Raw genomic sequence first — 17296 nt, 5'->3', positions numbered from 1 at the left:
GATCAGGAACAGGTGTAGGTGAAACGGCCGACGCCCTCGGAGGGCGCGGGGTCGAGGACACGGAGCGTGGCGCGGGCGTCGAGCCAGCCCTGGCCGGTGACGGTCCACTGCAGTCGCACCTGCGTGGAGGTGACACCCGACGCCACCGTCTGGGCGAGGACCTCGCTGGTCTGCCCGTCGCTGCGGATCCACTGGTAGCGGAGGGTGCCGGGGGAGCCGTCGGTGACGATCGTCCCGATGACGTCGACGGTGGCGTCGCACGACGCCGCGGCGGGATCGGCGCGCACGTCGATCGACCGCACCGTCGGCGCGTCCCCGCCGCGCAGGAACAGGTAGAGCACGACGCCGACGACGATGGCGAGGGTCAGGAACGCGCCGACCCAGCGCCCCGGACGACTTCGCCTGCGTCCTCCGGCAGTCGGCGGCGTCCAGGACGGCGACTGCGGCTCGCCCGGCACGCCGGGCCCGAACCGCACGATCTCGTCGGCGCCGGACGGCTCGGGACGGCCGGTGACACCGGGTGCCGCGGCGCTCGTCTCGGCCCGTCGGCGGCCGACGCGCGTGGCGGACGGGTCCTCGCCGGGCTGTGCTGGCTCCGGGGTGTCGGCTCCGTCGCCCTGCGGTGCCGGGGCGCGTCGCCGACCGATGTGGGTGGAGCCGTCCTCGACGCTCACTTCGGGTCCGTGAAGGTCGGGGTCGGGCAGCTGCACCCGCCGTAGTCGATGTTGTCGTCGGGCCCGGACGACCCCGTCGCGCTCGTGCTCGGGTCCGAGGTCGGATCCGGTGGGTCGGACGTCGGCTGGGGCGCGTTGCTCGTGGTGGTCGTGCTCGCCGGGGCGTTGCTCGTGGTCGTCGTGCTCGCCGGCGCGTTGCTCGTCGTGGTGGTGGTCGTGCTCGCCGGCGGGACCGAGGTGGTCGTGGTCGTGGTCGGGGGCAGCACGGTGGTGGTCGTGGTCGTCGGCAGGACCACAGGGGGTTCGGGTTCCGGCTCCGGCCCGCCCGGCGGCGTCCCGGTTCCGGTTCCACCGCCTGCTCCGCCGCCGTCGGTCGGCGGCAGCGCCGAGCCACCACCCGCGGCCCCGCCCCCCGCGGCGCCGCCGCCCGCACCGCCGAATCGGGCCGCCGATCCACCGCCGCCACCGGCACCGCCGTCGGCGAGACCGCCCCCGCCGACGAGCCCGGCGAGGATCGGATCGGGATCGTCGGAGCCGCCCCGCACACCGAGGCGGACCACCCCGCCACCTCCACCGGCGCCGCCACCACCGGCCGCGGGCCCGGGGAGAGGGACGAGATCGTCGACGGCTCCGCCGCTCCCGCCGTTGCCCGGGAGCGTGAGTCCGGTCCCGGCGTCGGCGACGACCGTGCGCCCGGCCTGCCCCGCCGTCACCGCGATGATCGGCCCGGCGATGAGCAGCGCCGCCGCCGCGACGCCCAGACCGACGCGCGCACGAGCGCCGAGCCGGGCGGCCGCAGCCGGCGGGCCCAGGGGAGGCGTCACCCCGGGCGAGCTCGGTCCGAGGTTCGTGGCGCCTCCGGCCGTGCCCGCACCGCCGAGCACGGTCGTCGCGACCGCCGACCCCCCGATCAACCCCGCGGCGAGCGGGAACAGCAGCGCGAGCAGCGCCGCGCGCTCGGCGAGGCCGCGCCGGCCGCGCTCCTCCCAGTCCTCGCCGAAGCCGGCGGTCGCGGCGGCGTCGAGCGCCACGAGGAACTGCTCGGCGTTCGCCGGACGGTCGGCCGGGTCCTTCGCCAGGCCCCAGGCGGCGAGCTCGCGCACGGGGGCCGGCAGGTCGTCGAGCGGCGGCGGGGCGTGCTCGTGCTGGCGCCGCAGCTGCGTGACCTCGGTCGACGTGAAGGGCGGGCGGCCCAGGAGGCACTCCACGAACACGGCCGTCGCGGCGTAGACGTCGCCGCGCGGGCTGGCCGGGCCGTCGTTCCACTGCTCCGGGGCCATGTAGACGGGCGTGCCGCTCATCTGCGCGGTCGCACCGTGGCGGGCGGCGACGCCGAAGTCGGTGAGCACGCTGCCGCCGTCGGCGGTCACCACGACGTTCGCGGGCTTGTAGTCGCGGTGGACCACGCCCGTGCGGTGCGCGGCCCCGAGCCCGACCAGCGAGCCCTGCAGCACGACGAGCGCGGACTCGGGGGTGGTCGCGCCGCGCTCGTCGAGCATGCGACGCAGGGTCACGCCGTCGACGAGCTCCATGACGATCGCCGCGCCCCGGGCGGACTCGACGTACTCGTAGAGGCGCACGACGTGCGGGTCGGCCACGTCGGCGAGGACCCGTGCCTCGCCGCGGAAGTCCTCCAGGAACCCGGGCTCTCCGCGCAGCTCGTCGTCGAGGTACTTGATCGCCACCGCGCGGCCGGTCGCCCCGTGGACCGCGAGCACCACGACGCCCGTCGCGCCACGGCCGAGCTCCCGCACCTCGTCGTACCCCGGAACCGACCACTGTTCGCGTGCCATCGACGCAGTCCCCCCTCGAACGGTCGCGGAGATCGTGCGGGCGAGGGCACTCCGGTGTCTGCCGTAGTGCACTACGGCATCATTCGGATGAGTACTGCTGACTAGGGCGTCGAGGACGTCCGTACGGGGGCGACGGCGGCCGCGAGGGTGGCGCGGTCCGGCAGCCCGAGTCGGGTGCAGGCGCGATAGATGTGGCTCTCGACGGTCCGGACCGACACGTGGAGCCGGGCCGCGATCTGCCGGTTGGTCAGTCCCTCGGCGGCCAGGATCGCGACCTCGCGCTCCCGGCTGCTCACGGGCAGCGGCGCGCGGGCCAGCTCGAGGGCGGGCGTCGACGCGTCCTCGCACCGCCGGCTCGCGATGCCGACGGCCCGCTCCGCGGCGGCGGTGGCGTCGCCGAGCCGTCCCCGGTCACGGGCGGCGACGGCGGCGTGGGCGGCGGCGTCGGCGGCGGCGAGGAACTGCCCGGCGGCCTCGAGGTCGTCGGCGGCGCCGAGGAGGGCGTCCGGGTCGCGCGCGGCCAGCCCCGCGGCGTGACGCGCGGCCGCCCGGGCGCGAGGGGTGTCGAGCACGCGGGCGAGCTCGGTGAGCGGTTCCGCCTGGTCGCGGTCGCCGAAGCGCACGGCGGCGTGGCGCGCGGTCATCTCGACCACCCGCTGCCCGCACGCCCGCGCGTCCACCGCGAGGCGCCGCGCCGCGGCCACGGCGTCGTGCAGGGCCCCGCGCGACGCCGCGATCCAGGCCCGGCCGAGGTCGACGTCGATGTCACCGATCCGGATCACGGGGTGGCGCGCGTTCTCGGCGGCCTCGAGCGCCGCCAGCGCGCCCGCCGGGTCGCCCCGCGCCGCCAGCGCCTGCGCGATCATCCCGTGGAACCACGCGGTCCACCCGCCGCCGTGCCCCGGGAACGACGGCAGGATGCTCACGAACAGGCGCGCCGCCGTGGCCATCTGGCCGGCCTCGAGGGCGAGCCGCCCGTGGTACAGCGCCGACCAGGTGGCCCCGTGCCCGCCCGGCAGGGCCTCGACCCAGTCGAGCCGGGCCCGCGCGTCGTCGGGGGTCCCGCGGAACCCCGCCTCGAGGATGTCCGCGAAGCCGAGGTTGCCCAGCATCGCCACCGTCTCCGGGGCCTGCCGGGCGGCGTCCATCCCGCGCGCGACGAGCTCCCGGACCCGCCCACCGCCGCGGTACGCCGTCCCGTACGCCGCCGCCCACGCCGCCCAGGTCGTCGCCTGCGAGGAGACCCCGGGCCGGTGCAGCACGGACGCCGCCGTGGCGAGCCCGGTGACGACGTCGTTGCCCCCGACCTCGAGCGCCGCGCTCAGGCCCGTCGTCTCGGGGAACGGCTCGCCCGTCTCGTCGACGCCCTCGCGCGCGAGCACCGCGCGACCGTCCTCGGGCCGGTCGAGGATGAACGCCAGGACGTGGAACCGCGCCAGCAGCGCCCGCGCCCGGTCGGCCTGCGTGGTCGCCACCTCGGACGCCGCGGCGAGCTCGGTCTCGGCCTCGTCGGGGCGCATGAGCCAGCCGAGCAGGAAGCCCAGCCCGAGCCGCGCCTCGAAGCCGCCGTCCGCCGCGACGGCCGCCCGCAGGAGCCGCTCGGCGAGGACGAAGTCGGTCATGTTCATCGCCTGCTCGGCCGCGAGGACCAGCAACGTCGCGTCTGGCGGGCTGTCGCTGCCGAGGTCGAGCACGGCGCGCCGCAGGTCGTCGCCAGCCCGGCGGCTCCCCGCCGTCCGCAGCGCCGCCGACAGCTCGCCACGTCGTCGGCGGGCACGCGGCGAGCTCATGCGGGCGCGCGTCACCTCGCCGTAGAGCGGGTGCCCGAGGTGCACCTCCTCGCGCGCGCCGTCCTCGACGAGGCGGACCAGCCCGCGTTCGGCGAGCCGCTCGACGGCCGACTCGGACGCCAGCCCCATGAGCAGGCCCAGGCCGACCGGCTCGCCGAGCGCGACGAGCTCGAGCGCGTGCGCCTCGTCGCCGTCGAGGGTGCCGATCCGCTCGGCGAGCAGGTGCTCGAGGGCGGGGGAGAGGCTGGCCGGCCCGTGCCATTCCCAGCGTCCGTCGACGAGCACGAGCCGCCCGGCCGCGCGCTCGCCGTCCACGAGGTGCCGCAGCCAGAGGACGTTGCCGCGCGTGGTGTCGTGCAGGCGCCGCAGGGCCTGCGCGTCGACCGGCCCGCCCAGCACCGCGCCGAGCAGCGTGCCGCCCGCGTCGGGACCCAGCGGCTCGATCTCGACGCGCTCGCCGATCCCGTCCTTCCACACCGCCGTGATCGCCTCGGGGCACGGCTCGCCGGTCCGCACGGTCAGCACCAGGCGCAACGCGTGCTCGAGCGCGAGCTGGTGGACGAGCGTCGCCGAGACGGTGTCGAGCTGGTGCGCGTCGTCGACCAGCAGCAGCGCGTTCGGCCCGGCGGCCCGCAGCGCCGTGCCCACCTGCGCGAGCGCCGTGACCGGTTCGTCGCCGTTCACGCGCAGCCACGGAGCGAAGGCGCCCAGCGGGATGTCGGCGGAGGAGGCCGACGCCGTCACCACACCGGCGGCGGGTCCGCTGCGGGCGGCGAACTCGCGCGCGAGTCGGCTCTTGCCGACACCGGCCGGCCCGGCGATCACCACCACACCGTCGCGGGCCAGCCCCGCCGCAACGGCCCGGAGCTCGACGTCGCGGCCCGTGAACGGCCACGACCGCACCGGTCCGGGACTCGGGTCGGGCACCGCGGTCCTCCGGGGACGGAGATGTTGAGCCCGAAAGTCTGCCGTAGCAGGCCCGAACGTGTGAAGTCAGGGTCTGCTCAACGGGGGAGTCGCGACTCGACGTCGGTGACGGTGGCCCGCGCGCCCTGCTCGTGGAGCGCGTCGAGGTGGGCGCGGTAGGCCGCGGTGAACCGCTCGTCGTCGATCAGGTCGCCGAACAGGTCGCGGTCGGCGAGGAACGCCAGCGGCTCGCCGGGGTAGCGGCGGGCGGCCGCGATGCGGTCGTCGGCGCGGCCGGTGTCGACGACCTCGATCGGCTCGCCGTCCTCGTCGACGCCCTCGGCGTAGCGCGCCCAGGAGGCGACGACCAGGGCCGAGCGGTCGATCTCTCCGCCGTTCTCCAGGTTGGTGCGGATGACCGGCACCAGCCACGTCGGGATGCGGTCGGAGCTCTCGGCGGCGAGGCGGGCGAGGGTGTCGCGGATCGCCGGGTTGGCGAACCGCTCGATCAGCGTCGCCTTGTAGTCGTCGAGGTCGACGCCGGGCACCGGCTGGAGCGTCGGCGTGCCCTCGCGGTCCATGTAGGCGCGGGTGAAGCCGGCGAACAGCTCGTCGCCCGCGACCTCGTGGGCGTAGCGGTAGCCGGCCAGGTAGCCGAGGTAGGCGATCGCCTGGTGGCTGGCGTTGAGCAGGCGCAGCTTCATCAGCTCGTAGGGCTCGACGTCCGCGACGACCTGCACGCCGACGTCCTCGAACGGCGGGCGCCCGGCGGCGAACCTGTCCTCGAGCACCCACTGCGTGAACGGCTCGCAGACGACCGGCCAGGCGTCGACGACGCCGGTGTTGGCCTCGAGCTCCTCGCGGTCGGAGTCGGTCGTGCGCGGGGTGATCCGGTCGACCATCGAGTTGGGGAACGGGACGTTCGCCTCGATCCAGTCGGCGAGCTCGGGGTCGCGACGGCGGGCGTACGCCGTGATCATCGCGTGGGCGACGTGCCCGTTGCCCTGGATGTTGTCGCAGGACATGACCGTGAACGGGCCGGTGCCGTCGTCGCGGCGCCGGCGCAGCGCCTCGACGATGTAGCCGAACGTGGTGGTCGGCGCGGTGCCCACGGGGGCGTCGATGTCCGCGCGGATCGCCGGGTCGCGGTCGTCGAACTCCCCGGTGCTCGCGTTCTTGTGGTAGCCGCCCTCGGTGACCGTGAGGCTGACGATCCGCGTGGCCGGGTCGGTCATGCGGTCCAGGACGGCGCCGGGATCCTCGGGGGCGAAGAGGAAGTCGACGATCGACCCGATGACCCGCGCCTCCCGTCGGCCGTCGGCGTGCTTGAGCACGAGCGTGTAGAGGTCGTCCTGGGCCTCGGTGACCTCGGCCATCCGCCGGTCGGCCTCGAGCACGCCGACCCCGCAGATGCCCCAGTCCAGCGCCTTGCCCTGGTTCATGAGCTCGTCGAGGTACATGGCCTGGTGTGCCCGGTGGAAGCCGCCGACCCCGAAGTGCACGATGCCGACGGACACCGCGCTCCGGTCGTACGTCGGCCCCGGGACCTCCGCGGGCAGGTGCGTCAGGTTTGCCGCCGTCAGCGTCGTCGCAGCCACGAGGTCCACTATGGCGCGGACCACGGGGGCGACGCAGCAGGCTCGACGGCGAAGATCGCTCCGGGTGCTCCTCTCGCCTGCTCAGGTGAGGTGGACGGAGCAGCGGGAGCGATCATGGGAGGGAGCCCTCCCCGGGCACCGCGCGGCCGACCCCGTCGGGTACCGTGGTCACGTCGCGGGCACGAGGCGACGGTGCGGGACGTGGCGCAGCTTGGTAGCGCACTTGACTGGGGGTCAAGGGGTCGCAGGTTCAAATCCTGTCGTCCCGACGCACTTCACGGGCCGATGGATCTCCATCGGCCCGTTTTGCGTTCCTCGGCGACGCGGTGGGCGTGCCGGGGTGGGCGGGCGCGCCCTCCACGCCGCCCGGCGACGAACTCCGGCTCCGAGTACGGCACCGCGCGGAACGCGTCCTCGCGCGGCCGGTGCTCGAGCCAGGTCCTCAGTCGGAGCGGAGCGCCCCGCGGCGACGCTGGCGGTAGTCGGCGACCTTGACCTGGTTGCCGCAGCGCTGCATCGAGCACCAGCGCCGCCGGTTGCCCTGGGTGTGGTCGAGGAACAGCAGGGAACAGTCCGGGTGCTCGCACTCACGCACCCGATCGGCCGGTGCGGTCGCGATGAGGTCGATGGCGTCGCGGGCCACGGTGCTGGTCACCGCGGCGACCGTCGACTCGTTCGCGTCGCGGTGGCTGACCCCGCTCGCATCGAGGCGCGGCCCGAGGTCGGCTTCGGCGGCGGAGCCGTTGACGATCACGAGATCCGTCGGCCCGAGTTGCCCGCCGTCCATGTGGGCTCGGACGAGTCGGTTCAGCGCCTCGCGCAGCTCCCGGACCCTGGCCATCCCGTCGTCGTCGACGGTGGCCGGCACGGGGAGGCCGGCCCCATCGAGCCAGCGCCCGAACGCGGCCGCATCGGGCAGTCGCTCGAGCGGCTCGGTGCGGTGCCGGCGCCCGAGCGTGGCGACGAAGTCCAGACACCACCGCCCACCCGGGCGGGGGAACTCCTCGTCGATCACGACCGACACCCTACCTCTTGACACCGGTTCAATCGGTGTCACAGTGACACCGGTTCAGCAGGTGTCGGAGAGGATGCACAGTGCGAGCCGTACAGGTCGAGGTGTTCGGAGCGCCGGAGGCGTTGGTCTGCCGGGAGTTGCCCGACCCCGAGCCCGGTCCGGGGCAGGTCGTCGTGGCCGTGGAGGCGGCGGCGGTGAACCGGCTCGACGTGCTCTTCCGCGCCGGTCGGTACCACCGCGGCGCGTCCTTGCCGGCCACGCCGGGGGTGGAGGGCGCCGGCCGAGTGGTCGCGCTCGGCGCCGGGGTCGAGGCGTTCGGCGTCGGCGACCGCGTGCTGGGGTGGGGCGCCACCGGGGCGCCCGGCTTCTACGCCGAGCGCGCGGTGCTGCCGGTCGACTCGCTCGTGCCGGTCCCCACGAGCGTCGAGCTCGCCGACGCGGCCGGGCTGCCCACCGCGTGGCTCTCGGCCTACTACTGCCTGGTCCACCTCGGCGCTGTGCAGGCCGGGCAGACCGTCCTGGTCCATGCCGCGGCCAGCGGGGTCGGCAGCGCGGCCGTCCAGATCGCCGCCGGTCTCGGTGCCCGCGTGCTGGGGTCCGCCGGGTCACCGGCCAAGGCCGACTGGCTCACCGAACACGGCGTCGACGTCGTGCACACGGGGAGCAGCGAGGCGGACCTCGATGCCGTCGTGGCCGCGGTCAGCGAGCGCACCGAGGGACGCGGCGCAGACGTGGTGCTCGACCTGGTCGGCGGTACGACGTTCGCCGCCAGCCTGAAGTCCGTGGCCCGTGCCGGGCGGGTCGTCGCCATGGCCAACGTCGAGACCGCACCGTCGACGATCGACACCCGCGACTTCTACCCCCGCAACGTCAGCATCCACGGCTTCCAGATCAACGATCTGCGCGACCACGGCTGGGACTCCCGTCCCGACCTGGAGGTGCTGCTCGACGGCGTGGCCGCCGGACGTTTCGTCGTGCCGCGCGACTCCACGTTCGCGCTCACCGACGCGGCCGCCGCGCACCGGCGGCTGGAGTCCCGCGAAGCCATCGGCAAGATCGCGCTCACCACGACCGACGGAGACCCAGGATGAGCCCCGCCGCCGCCTCGCACGCCCCACCACCGACCGTCGCCGGGGTCCGGACCCGCACCGTGCTCGTGCCGTTCGCGCGACCGCTGGCGACCAAGGTCGGCTACTTCGAGCGCTGGCCCCTGGTGCTGATCGACCTCGACACCGTCGACGGACCCACGGGCCACGCCTACCTCGCCCCCTACCGACCCGAGGCCGCCGCCGCGCTGAGGGTGCTCGTCGACGACCTCGGCGACAAGCTGACCGGAGCACCTGCCACACCCCGGGCGGTCGCCACGGTCGCCGGTGGCCTCCGCGCCCTCGCCGGCGAACAGGGCCTCGCCCTCGCCGCCCAAGCCGGGCTGGACATGGCCGCGTGGGACGTCGTCGCCAAGGACGCCGGACGACCGCTGGCCCACGTGCTCGGCGGCGAGCTCGCCCCCGTTCCCGCCTACAACAGCAACGGCCTCGGGCTCAACGACCCCGACACCCTCGCGACCGAGACCGCCGAGCTCATCGCCGAGGGCGGGTTCAGCGCACTCAAGGTCCGCGTCGGGCGCGACCGTCCCGACGACGACCTCCGCGCGATCCGCACGGTCCGCGAGGCGGCCGGCCCCGACGCCACCCTGGTCGCCGACTACAACCAGGGCCTCGACCTCGCCGCGGCGATCCCGCGTTGCGCCCAGCTCGACGGCGAGGGCCTGGCCTGGATCGAGGAGCCCCTGCGCTACGACGACCTCGACGGGCACGCCCGGCTCGCCCGGGACACCACCACGCCGATCATGCTCGGCGAGAACTTCTACGGCCCCAAGACCCTCCTCGAGGCCGTGCACCACGGCGCCTGCGACCTGGTCATGCCCGACCTCATGCGCATCGGCGGGGTGACCGGCTGGCTCGCCGCCGCCGCGATGGCCGACGCCACCCGCGTCCCGATGTCCTCACACCTCTACCCCGAGATCAGCAGCCACCTCATGGCCGTCACCCCCACCGGCGCGTGGCTCGAATGGCAGGACTGGGCCCACCCGATCCTCGCCGACCCGTTCCCGGTCCGCGACGGTCACGTCCACCCCCCGAACGTGCCCGGCAACGGGCTGGCCTGGGACGAGGCCGCCGTCGCCCGGCACCTCGTCGCCCCCTGAGCCGGACCGGGCCGTCCGGCCGCGCAGCGTCCGTCGCGCGCCCTGTGCCGTCGAGGTCGGTTCGACGGGCGAGGGCGTCCGCACCGAAGGTCACCGGGAGGAAGGAACCGTCCCGGCGTGTGCGGATCGATACGCCCGACCAAGAGGGCAGGCCGACCGCGGACGGGAATCGTCGACGTGCTCGAGCAAGACCGTCGGGCGGTGACGTCCAAGCCGTCGTCCCGCTGGTCCAAGCCGACGGCAGCGGTCCCCGGTGAGGCTCGAGCCGGTCAGGAACCCGAAAGCGGTGTTCTCCGATGCCCACGATCGACCGCCGGCCATGCGTCACCCGCATGTCAGCTGTGCGGAATCATCGTTGGCGCGCATCGCTCGACGGGGCAACCCTGGAGACATGAGCAATTCCGTCGAATCTGTCGAACCGGTGTTCTTGCTCAGCCGGTTCGTCGCCACCGATGAGATCGCCGCCGGTCACCTCCTGGCCGACCTGCGCGAGACCTCTCGGGCGGTGACCGGTGAGCCGGGCCATCTGACCTACGAGGTCTTCCTCGATCACGCCGACCCCAGGGCGCTGTTCGTCGTCGAGTCCTGGGTGAGCGGCGAGGACGCGGAACGCCACGAGCGAGCGGTCGTCACCAGTGGCGGCGTCGCCCGGGTGGCGCCGTTGCTGGGCGAGCCGATCTCGACACGCACCCTGCGTCGGGCGGTCGTCACGGCCCGAGGGGGTGCTCGGGCATGAAGCTCACCGGACGCGTCGCCCTCGTGACCGGTGCCGGCACCGGGATGGGTCTCGAGGCAGCGAAGCAGTTCACCGAGCGAGGGGGCCGGGTCCTCATGGTCGCTCGCCAGGCCGAACGGTTGCGGGCCGAGGCGGAGCGCCTCCCCGGGGCGGTGGCACTGCCGTGCGACATCAGCGACGCCGACGACGTCCGGAGGTTGCTGGACGCCGTCGTCGCCGACCACCCGGAGCTCGACACCGTCCTGCTCAACGCGGGCGTCACCCACACCTACCGACTCTTCGGACATGAGGACGCCTACGCCCACGCCGACGAGGAGATGCACGTCAACTACCTCTCGGCCGTCCGCCTCATCCACGCCCTCGTGCCGATCATCGAGCCCCGCACCGAGCCCGCGCTGATCGTCACCACCTCCGGCACGGCCTTCGCCCCCGACCTCACCAACCCGACCTACAGCGCGACCAAGGCCGCGCTGCACTCGCTGACCCAGGCGGTGCGCCTCCAGCTCGAGCGCAACGGCTCCGCTGTGAAGGTCTTCGAGTTCATGGCGCCGCTCGTCGACTCGCCGTTCGCGTCCGGCGTGATCTCCGATCAGAAGGTCTCGCCCGAGGCCGCCGTCGCCGACCTGTTCGCCGGCCTGGAGCGCGACGAGCGGGAGCTGCGCGTGGGCGGGAGCGAGGCCGTCTACCAGGCGTTGCGCCGGTCGTCCGACGCCGCCGTCCGCACCCTGAACGCCGCCACCGGCGGCTGACTCCCGCGGGAGTGAGGAGAAGACCATGACCACCTGGTTCATCACCGGTGCCTCCCGAGGCCTCGGCCGGGAGCTGACCGAGCAGGCCCTCGCGCAGGGCGACCGGGTCGCGGCCACCCTGCGCCGCCCCGAGCAACTGGACGACCTCGCCGCCGAGTACGGCGACCGTCTCTGGCGTCGAGCCCTCGACGTGACCGACGTGGCGCAGATGGAGAAGGTGATCGCAGAGGCGTTCGCCGACCACGAGCGGATCGACGTGATGATGTCCAACGCCGGGTACGGCGTGTTCGGGGCCGCCGAGGACCTCTCGGACGCCGAGGTGGAGGCCTCCATCGCGACGAACCTGACGGGCTCCATCCAGTTCGCCCGCCGCGCCGTGCCCCATCTGCGCGCGCAGGGCGGGGGAGTCCTCGTCCAGGTCTCGAGCATGGGCGGCCACATCACCTTCCCCGGGATGGCGATCTACCACGCCGCCAAGTGGGGCATCGAGGGCTATCTCGAGACGATGGCCGCCGAGATCGCCCCGTTCGGGATCCGGACCGTGCTCGTCGAGCCGGGCATGGTGCGCACGAGCTTCTTCGACTCCGCGCCGAAGGTGCCGGCGAGCGCGCCCTATCGGGGAGGTCCCACGGACCGCGCGCCCATCCCGGTCGAGGAGATGCCGGGCAGCCCGTCCGGGCTGGCGCATGCCGTCATCACCGCGGTGACGTCGCCGGAGCCGCCGCTGCGGCTCCTGCTCAACTCCGATGGCTACCAACTGGTCACCGCGGCGGTGCGGGACCGGCTCGAGGGGCTGGAGGCGCAGCGGGAGAGCGCGTACGCCGCCGACGCCGAGTACCGCGGCTGAGCGGGGCCGGGCACGCCGCTGGCCTATCTTCCCGCTCATGTCGGAGTTGACCCTGGTCGGTCTGCGCGTGACGGTGGAGGTCGCCCGGTGGGGATCGTTCACCGCGGCGGCGGCGGCGCTCGGCTACACCCAGTCCGCGGTGTCGCGGCAGATCAGCGCCACGGAGGCCGCGGTCGGTAGCCCGGTGTTCAAGCGCGAGGCCCGAGGTGTGCGGCCCACGCGGGCGGGAACGGTGCTGTTGGCCCACGCGCGCAAGGTCATCGCCCAGGTGGAGGCCACCGAGTCCGAGCTGGCCGGCCTGCAGGATCGGCTGGCCGGCCGGCTCACCGTCAGTGCCTACCCCACCGCGTCCGCATCGTTGGTGCCGCGGGCGATGGTCCGACTGCAGGCCGACCACCCGGGACTCGCGGTGACGCTGTGGGAGGGCAGCAGCCCAGCGCAGGTGCGACGCCTGCGATCGGGCCGGACCGAGGTCGCCGTGGTCGCCATCGGGGAAGGGCTCCCCGATCACGACCTCGACGGGCTCCGGCGGGAGGTCGTGCCGATCCGGCGAGGCCTGGGGATCGCGGTGCACGCCGCGCATCCGCTCGCCGGCCGGGACGAGGTCGACGTCGTCGAGATCGCCGACGCGCGCTGGATCGTCGGGGTGGGCGGCGAGGGCGACCCGCAGTTCGGGCCGTGGCCCACGATCGACCGACCGACGGTGGCGTACGAGGCCCGCGGCTGGTCGTCCCGCCTCGGAATGGTCGCCGCGGGTCTCGGTGTCACCGTCGTGCCCCAGCTCGCCGCCGACATCGTGCCGACCGGTGTGCGGTGGCTCCACGTCACCGATCCCGCGCTCGTGCACCGGCGGGAGACCGTGATCCTCACCGCGCGGGACCGGTCACCCGCCGCGTCCGCGATGGTCACCGCGCTGCACGACGAGCTGGCCCGCTACGCCGCCTGACCATCGCGCACGCACGGGTCGGCCCCTGTGCGGCGCGGTCACTTTCGGGTGTCGACACCTTGCCGTTCGCCGTTCCTCGTGAAGAGTCCGGGCCACCAGCGATCATCCCGGCCCGACGACCACGAGGCACACACCATGACCGCCACCGACACGCCACCGACGTCACCACCTCGCCGCGCCGGCACCGCGTCCCGCGTCTGGCACCTGCTGATCGCCGTGGACGTCGCCGCTGCCTTGGTCATCCAGGTGGGGCTCATCCTCACCGGCGGCCCCGATCCCAACACCGGCGAGGCCGTCGCCTCGGTCGGGATCGGTACCCGCGTGATCCAGACGCTGAGCTACTTCACCATCCAGAGCAACATCCTCGTGCTGATCGCGGCGATCACCCTGGTGGTCGACCCCGCCCGGGACGGTCGGATCTGGCGCATCCTCCGGCTCGACGCACTGCTGGGCATCACGATCACCGGGCTGGTCTTCGACCTGGTCCTCATCCGCTACGTCCACCCCACCGGGTGGCAGCTCGCCGCGACGATCGGCTTCCACTACATCGCCCCGTGGGCGACCCTGCTCGGTTGGCTGCTCTTCGGCCCGCGCCCCCGCATCGACCGCAGCACCGTGGCCTGGGCGTTCCTCTGGCCGATGCTCTGGATCGCCTACACCTTCATCCGTGGCGCGCTGGTCGGCTGGTACCCCTACCCGTTCCTGGACGTCGACGAGATCGGGTACTGGGCCTCGATCCGGAACACCGCGTTCGTCCTCGTGGTGGCCGTCGTCCTGGTGGCGGTCTTCGCCGGACTCGACCGGTTCCGCACCATCGGCTCGGCTCCGCGGCGAGATCACGGAGCGGACGGACCTCGTTCGGCGGCCGCGAGCGCGCGTCCATGAGCACATGGACCGGCCGTCAGGCGATGGTGCGGACCGCGCCGAGTGCTGCCGGGGTCACCGGGTCCAGCACGTCGTCGACGTCGTGGTGCTTCCGCACCCACCGGGCGACGTACGGGCAGACGGGGACGATGCGTCGACCGGCGGCGCGCGTGTCGGTGAGGGCGTGGGCGACCAGGACGTCGGCGAGGCCACGTCCGGCGAACTCGTCGGCGATCTCCGTGTGGTAGAAGATCCGTTGCTCGCCACGGTCGAGGTAGGCGGCCAGTCCGGCGAGCTCGCCGCCCACACGGACCTCGTAGCGACTCGACTCCGGAGCCCGGGAGACCTCGGGCGATGAGGAACTGCTCGTCTCCGTTTCATCCATGGTCGGCCTTCCCGAAGTGTGCGGTCGAACGGCGGATGATCAGCACGCTAGGGCGGCCGGCTCCACCGTGGATCGGGCACGCAATCGGTCGCCCGCGGAAAGCACCTGGTCGTCGACCTGGGCGGCCACGACGCGCCCACCGTGACCGACGGATTCATCGGCCGGCGGCGTACCGACGACGATCACGCCGGGACCGGGCAGACTCCTCCGTCGAGGTCGACGGCGTGGCCGTTCCGGAATCGACACCGACAGGGAGCACGGATGCTCTTCCACCAGGTCGACGTCTTCGCCGACGAGCTGACGCGGGGCAACGCCGTCGCGGTCGTCCACGACGCCGACGGGCTCTCCGAGGAGACGATGGCGGGGTTCGCGCGGTGGACGAACCTGGCCGAGACGACGTTCCTGCTCGCGCCGACGACGCCCGCGGCGGACTACCGGGTCCGCATCTTCACCCCGGTCCGGGAGCTGCCGTTCGCCGGGCATCCCACCCTGGGGTCGGCGCGTGCCTGGCTCGAGGCGGGCGGGCAGCCGGCGAGGGATCGCGTGGTCCAGGAGTGCGGGGTCGGCCTGGTCGAGGTCCGGCGGGAGGGGGCCCGGCTGGCGTTCGCCGCCCCGCCGCTGGTCCGCGGCGGGCCGGTCGACGGCGCGGACGTGGCGCACCTGGCGCGGGCCCTGGGGGTGGGGCTCGAGGCGGTCGTGGACGCGCAGTGGGTGGACAACGGTCCGGGGTGGGTGGCGCTGCTGCTGCGCGACGCGGCTGCGGTGCTCGCGCTCGAGCCCGACCGGACGGCGTTCGCCCCGTTCGGCTCGATCGGCGTCGCCGGCCCGTACGAGCCGGGAGCTCCGGTCGCCCTCGAGGTGCGGGCGTTCGTGCCGCAGAACGGGCTGGGGGAGGACCCGGTGACGGGCAGCCTGAACGCCTCCCTGGCCCAGTGGCTGATCGGCGCCGGGCGGCTGCCGCGCCGCTACGTCGCGGCCCAGGGGACCCGGCTCCACCGACGGGGTCGCATCCACGTGGCCGAGGTCGACGGAGAGGTGTGGGTGGGCGGGGACACCGTCGTCGGGATCGCCGGCACCGCCGACCTGCGCCCCTCAGCCGGCTGACGACGTCGGTCGTGCGTCGCCGTGGGGCACCGGCGCGTCGCGCTCGGCCCACAGACGCTCGCCCGGCGTGCCCGCTCCCGGGGGGCGCATCCCCTGGATCAGCCAGAGGTCGCGCGAGGTCTCGTCGATGTGCAGCTCCCAGTCGAGGGAGCGATCGGCCATGAAGGGTGTCAGGTAGTCGCCCACCTTCTCGATCCACCGGTCGCGCGCGGCCGCGTCGGGCAGGGTCCGCGCGATCTGGTCGACCGCGAGCCGGACGAAGCGCGCGCGGGCCGTGCCGCCGATGAACAACGAACCCGGGGCGGCCTCGCTGAACACGACACCGACGTAGAACGCCGGGAGGATGCCGTAGAGCTCCGTGATGCCGGAGGCCAGGGCCTGCCGGTCGTCGAGGTCGAGACATCCCGCGCTGTGGTGGATGGTCCAGAGGGGCACGAGGACCGCCTTTCGTCGGCGCCGGCGACGAACCCTAACGGACCAGACGGTCCGGGACCAGTCGGTCCGGCTGCGGTCGCGGGCGTGCACGGCGACGTTCGGGCGTCCTCAGGCTCGACCGGAGGTCAGGTCGGACGCCGCGGCGCGGAGCATCTCGCGGAGCCAGGAGTTCATCGGGTCGGCGTCGAGCCGGGGATGCCAGACCATGCCGTACGGGATCGCATCGAACCGTTCCGGGGCTTCGACGAGCCGGAGGCGTGGATCGTTCTGGGCCAGCTTCTCGGCCATCCGCCGCGGGATGGTCGCGACGAGCGGGGTGCCCGGCAGGGCCCCGAGCGCCGAGGTGAAGTGCGCGACCCGCAGCGCGATCGTTCTCGTGTGGCCGACCCCCTCTAGCCAGCGCTCGATCATGGGCTGGTCGTCGTTGACGAGGGTGACCGCGACGTGGCGCGCCGCGAGATATTCGTCGAGAGAGAATCGCTCGTCGTTCACCGCGTGGTCGTCGGCGACCACGCAGACCACGTCGTCGGTGAAGACCTGCTCCCATCTCAGTGAATGGGCGGGCCGCATCACCGACAGGGCGACATCGGCGCGTCCGCGTTCGAGATCGGTGTAACTGTCGTGGTCGCGCTGCTCGATCCGGAACTCCAGCAATGGCGCGGACTCCAGGATGCGGGGCAGGAGGTGTGGTCCGAGTGTGGCGAGGGTGTAGTCGGTGCCGATGATGCGCACGATTCCCGTGGCGGTGGACGGATCGAAGGTGCGGCCCGCGACGAGGTTCTCCAGGCGCGGCAGGAGGACGGCGAGCTCGCGCTGCATGTGCCGCGCTCGCGGGGTCAGCTCGTAGTCGCTCCCCGCCCTGACCAGCAGCTCGTCGCCGAACAGCGAGCGGAGGCGCTGCAGCGTCCGGCTCATCGACGACTGGCTGAGGTGGAATCGCAGCGCGGCCCGCGTGACGTTGCGCTCCTCGAGCAGGAGGGCGAGGGCGCGCAGTTCGTGCACGAGACCGAGGTCGGCATGCGTCACGTGCATAGCCTACATCCGCAGTTCGCGTTGGCGCCGTCTGTCCGGATCGACAGAATCGTCCCGGTCGGTAGGACAGGAACTGGGTGGGAGGAGATCGATCTCATGACCGGCTCCGTGAGGATGGTGACGGCGCCTGCGGACGACGATCAGGCGGAGAATCACACCATTCGTGAGTCGAATGGCCGGGTCCACGATTCTCCCGTCGTGATGCTCCACTTCCGT

Annotated in this window: 16 protein-coding genes and 1 tRNA gene; 9 read left to right on the top strand and 8 right to left on the bottom strand. The window is 73.7% G+C overall.

Annotated features, from left to right (window positions below; all coding sequences use genetic code 11):
* Nucleotides 1-2 precede the first annotated feature (2 nt).
* From WCD58_RS26810 to WCD58_RS26795, 4 genes are all read right to left on the bottom strand, one after another.
* On the bottom strand, nucleotides 3-674 hold the full coding sequence (locus tag WCD58_RS26810) for a hypothetical protein (protein ID WP_337706162.1): 672 nt from the start codon (nucleotides 672-674) through the stop codon (nucleotides 3-5).
* Nucleotides 671-2467: a serine/threonine-protein kinase gene (locus tag WCD58_RS26805; RefSeq protein ID WP_337706161.1), complete on the bottom strand. Its 1797-nt coding sequence runs from the start codon at nucleotides 2465-2467 to the stop codon at nucleotides 671-673. Before WCD58_RS26805 ends, WCD58_RS26810 begins: the two co-directional genes overlap by 4 nt.
* 101 nt (nucleotides 2468-2568) lie before the next feature.
* Complete coding sequence (locus tag WCD58_RS26800) at nucleotides 2569-5184, bottom strand: helix-turn-helix transcriptional regulator (protein WP_337706160.1); 2616 nt, start codon at nucleotides 5182-5184, stop codon at nucleotides 2569-2571.
* A gap of 77 nt (nucleotides 5185-5261) precedes the next feature.
* Nucleotides 5262-6761 (bottom strand): mannitol dehydrogenase family protein, encoded by a 1500-nt coding sequence (locus tag WCD58_RS26795; RefSeq protein WP_337706159.1) that lies wholly within the window; start codon nucleotides 6759-6761, stop codon nucleotides 5262-5264.
* A 195-nt stretch (nucleotides 6762-6956) separates the two neighbouring features.
* Here WCD58_RS26795 and WCD58_RS26790 point away from each other — a divergent pair.
* A tRNA-Pro gene (locus WCD58_RS26790) sits at nucleotides 6957-7030 on the top strand.
* Nucleotides 7031-7203: 173 nt separating this feature from the next.
* On the opposite strand, the gene WCD58_RS26785 is transcribed toward WCD58_RS26790, so the two are convergent.
* Nucleotides 7204-7776: a CGNR zinc finger domain-containing protein gene (locus tag WCD58_RS26785; RefSeq protein WP_337706158.1), complete on the bottom strand. Its 573-nt coding sequence runs from the start codon at nucleotides 7774-7776 to the stop codon at nucleotides 7204-7206.
* Nucleotides 7777-7856: 80 nt separating this feature from the next.
* Here WCD58_RS26785 and WCD58_RS26780 point away from each other — a divergent pair, with 80 nt between their 5' ends.
* The 7 genes from WCD58_RS26780 to WCD58_RS26750 all read left to right on the top strand — a co-directional run bounded on the left by WCD58_RS26780 (nucleotide 7857) and on the right by WCD58_RS26750 (nucleotide 14145).
* A complete protein-coding gene (locus tag WCD58_RS26780; protein ID WP_337706157.1) occupies nucleotides 7857-8867 on the top strand; it encodes a quinone oxidoreductase family protein in 1011 nt (336 codons plus the stop codon).
* Nucleotides 8864-9982 carry an enolase C-terminal domain-like protein gene (locus WCD58_RS26775; RefSeq protein WP_337706156.1) on the top strand — a complete coding sequence of 373 codons (1119 nt, stop codon included), beginning with the start codon at nucleotides 8864-8866 and terminating at the stop codon, nucleotides 9980-9982. The genes WCD58_RS26780 and WCD58_RS26775 overlap by 4 nt, the downstream gene beginning before the upstream one ends.
* Nucleotides 9983-10373: 391 nt before the next feature.
* The gene (locus tag WCD58_RS26770; RefSeq protein WP_337706155.1) at nucleotides 10374-10718 is read left to right on the top strand and encodes a putative quinol monooxygenase; all 345 of its coding nucleotides are present in this window, start codon (nucleotides 10374-10376) and stop codon (nucleotides 10716-10718) included.
* The gene (locus tag WCD58_RS26765; protein WP_337706154.1) at nucleotides 10715-11467 is read left to right on the top strand and encodes an SDR family oxidoreductase; all 753 of its coding nucleotides are present in this window, start codon (nucleotides 10715-10717) and stop codon (nucleotides 11465-11467) included. The genes WCD58_RS26770 and WCD58_RS26765 overlap by 4 nt, the downstream gene beginning before the upstream one ends.
* 25 nt (nucleotides 11468-11492) lie before the next feature.
* A complete protein-coding gene (locus WCD58_RS26760) occupies nucleotides 11493-12314 on the top strand; it encodes an SDR family oxidoreductase (protein ID WP_337706153.1) in 822 nt (273 codons plus the stop codon).
* Nucleotides 12315-12351: 37 nt separating this feature from the next.
* Nucleotides 12352-13260, top strand: a complete 909-nt coding sequence (locus tag WCD58_RS26755; RefSeq protein WP_337706152.1) for a LysR family transcriptional regulator — start codon at nucleotides 12352-12354, stop codon at nucleotides 13258-13260.
* Between the two features lie 135 nt (nucleotides 13261-13395).
* The gene (locus tag WCD58_RS26750) at nucleotides 13396-14145 is read left to right on the top strand and encodes a Pr6Pr family membrane protein (protein WP_337706151.1); all 750 of its coding nucleotides are present in this window, start codon (nucleotides 13396-13398) and stop codon (nucleotides 14143-14145) included.
* Between the two features lie 16 nt (nucleotides 14146-14161).
* Here WCD58_RS26750 and WCD58_RS26745 read toward each other — a convergent pair whose 3' ends face one another.
* Nucleotides 14162-14509 (bottom strand): GNAT family N-acetyltransferase, encoded by a 348-nt coding sequence (locus WCD58_RS26745; RefSeq protein ID WP_337706150.1) that lies wholly within the window; start codon nucleotides 14507-14509, stop codon nucleotides 14162-14164.
* A gap of 261 nt (nucleotides 14510-14770) precedes the next feature.
* On the opposite strand from WCD58_RS26745, the gene WCD58_RS26740 reads away from it, so the two are divergent.
* Nucleotides 14771-15613: a PhzF family phenazine biosynthesis protein gene (locus WCD58_RS26740; protein WP_337706149.1), complete on the top strand. Its 843-nt coding sequence runs from the start codon at nucleotides 14771-14773 to the stop codon at nucleotides 15611-15613.
* Here WCD58_RS26740 and WCD58_RS26735 read toward each other — a convergent pair.
* Nucleotides 15602-16048: a tautomerase family protein gene (locus WCD58_RS26735; RefSeq protein WP_337706148.1), complete on the bottom strand. Its 447-nt coding sequence runs from the start codon at nucleotides 16046-16048 to the stop codon at nucleotides 15602-15604. The two genes, WCD58_RS26740 and WCD58_RS26735, sit on opposite strands and share 12 nt — an antisense overlap.
* Nucleotides 16049-16156: 108 nt before the next feature.
* On the bottom strand, nucleotides 16157-17050 hold the full coding sequence (locus tag WCD58_RS26730; protein ID WP_337706147.1) for a LysR family transcriptional regulator: 894 nt from the start codon (nucleotides 17048-17050) through the stop codon (nucleotides 16157-16159).
* Nucleotides 17051-17296: the final 246 nt, after the last annotated feature.

Source organism: Actinomycetospora flava, from assembly GCF_037400335.1.
Lineage (GTDB): Bacteria > Actinomycetota > Actinomycetes > Mycobacteriales > Pseudonocardiaceae > Actinomycetospora > Actinomycetospora flava.
The sequence above is the reverse complement of the archived record's forward strand: the minus strand, read 5'-3'. Positions and strand labels throughout refer to the sequence as shown.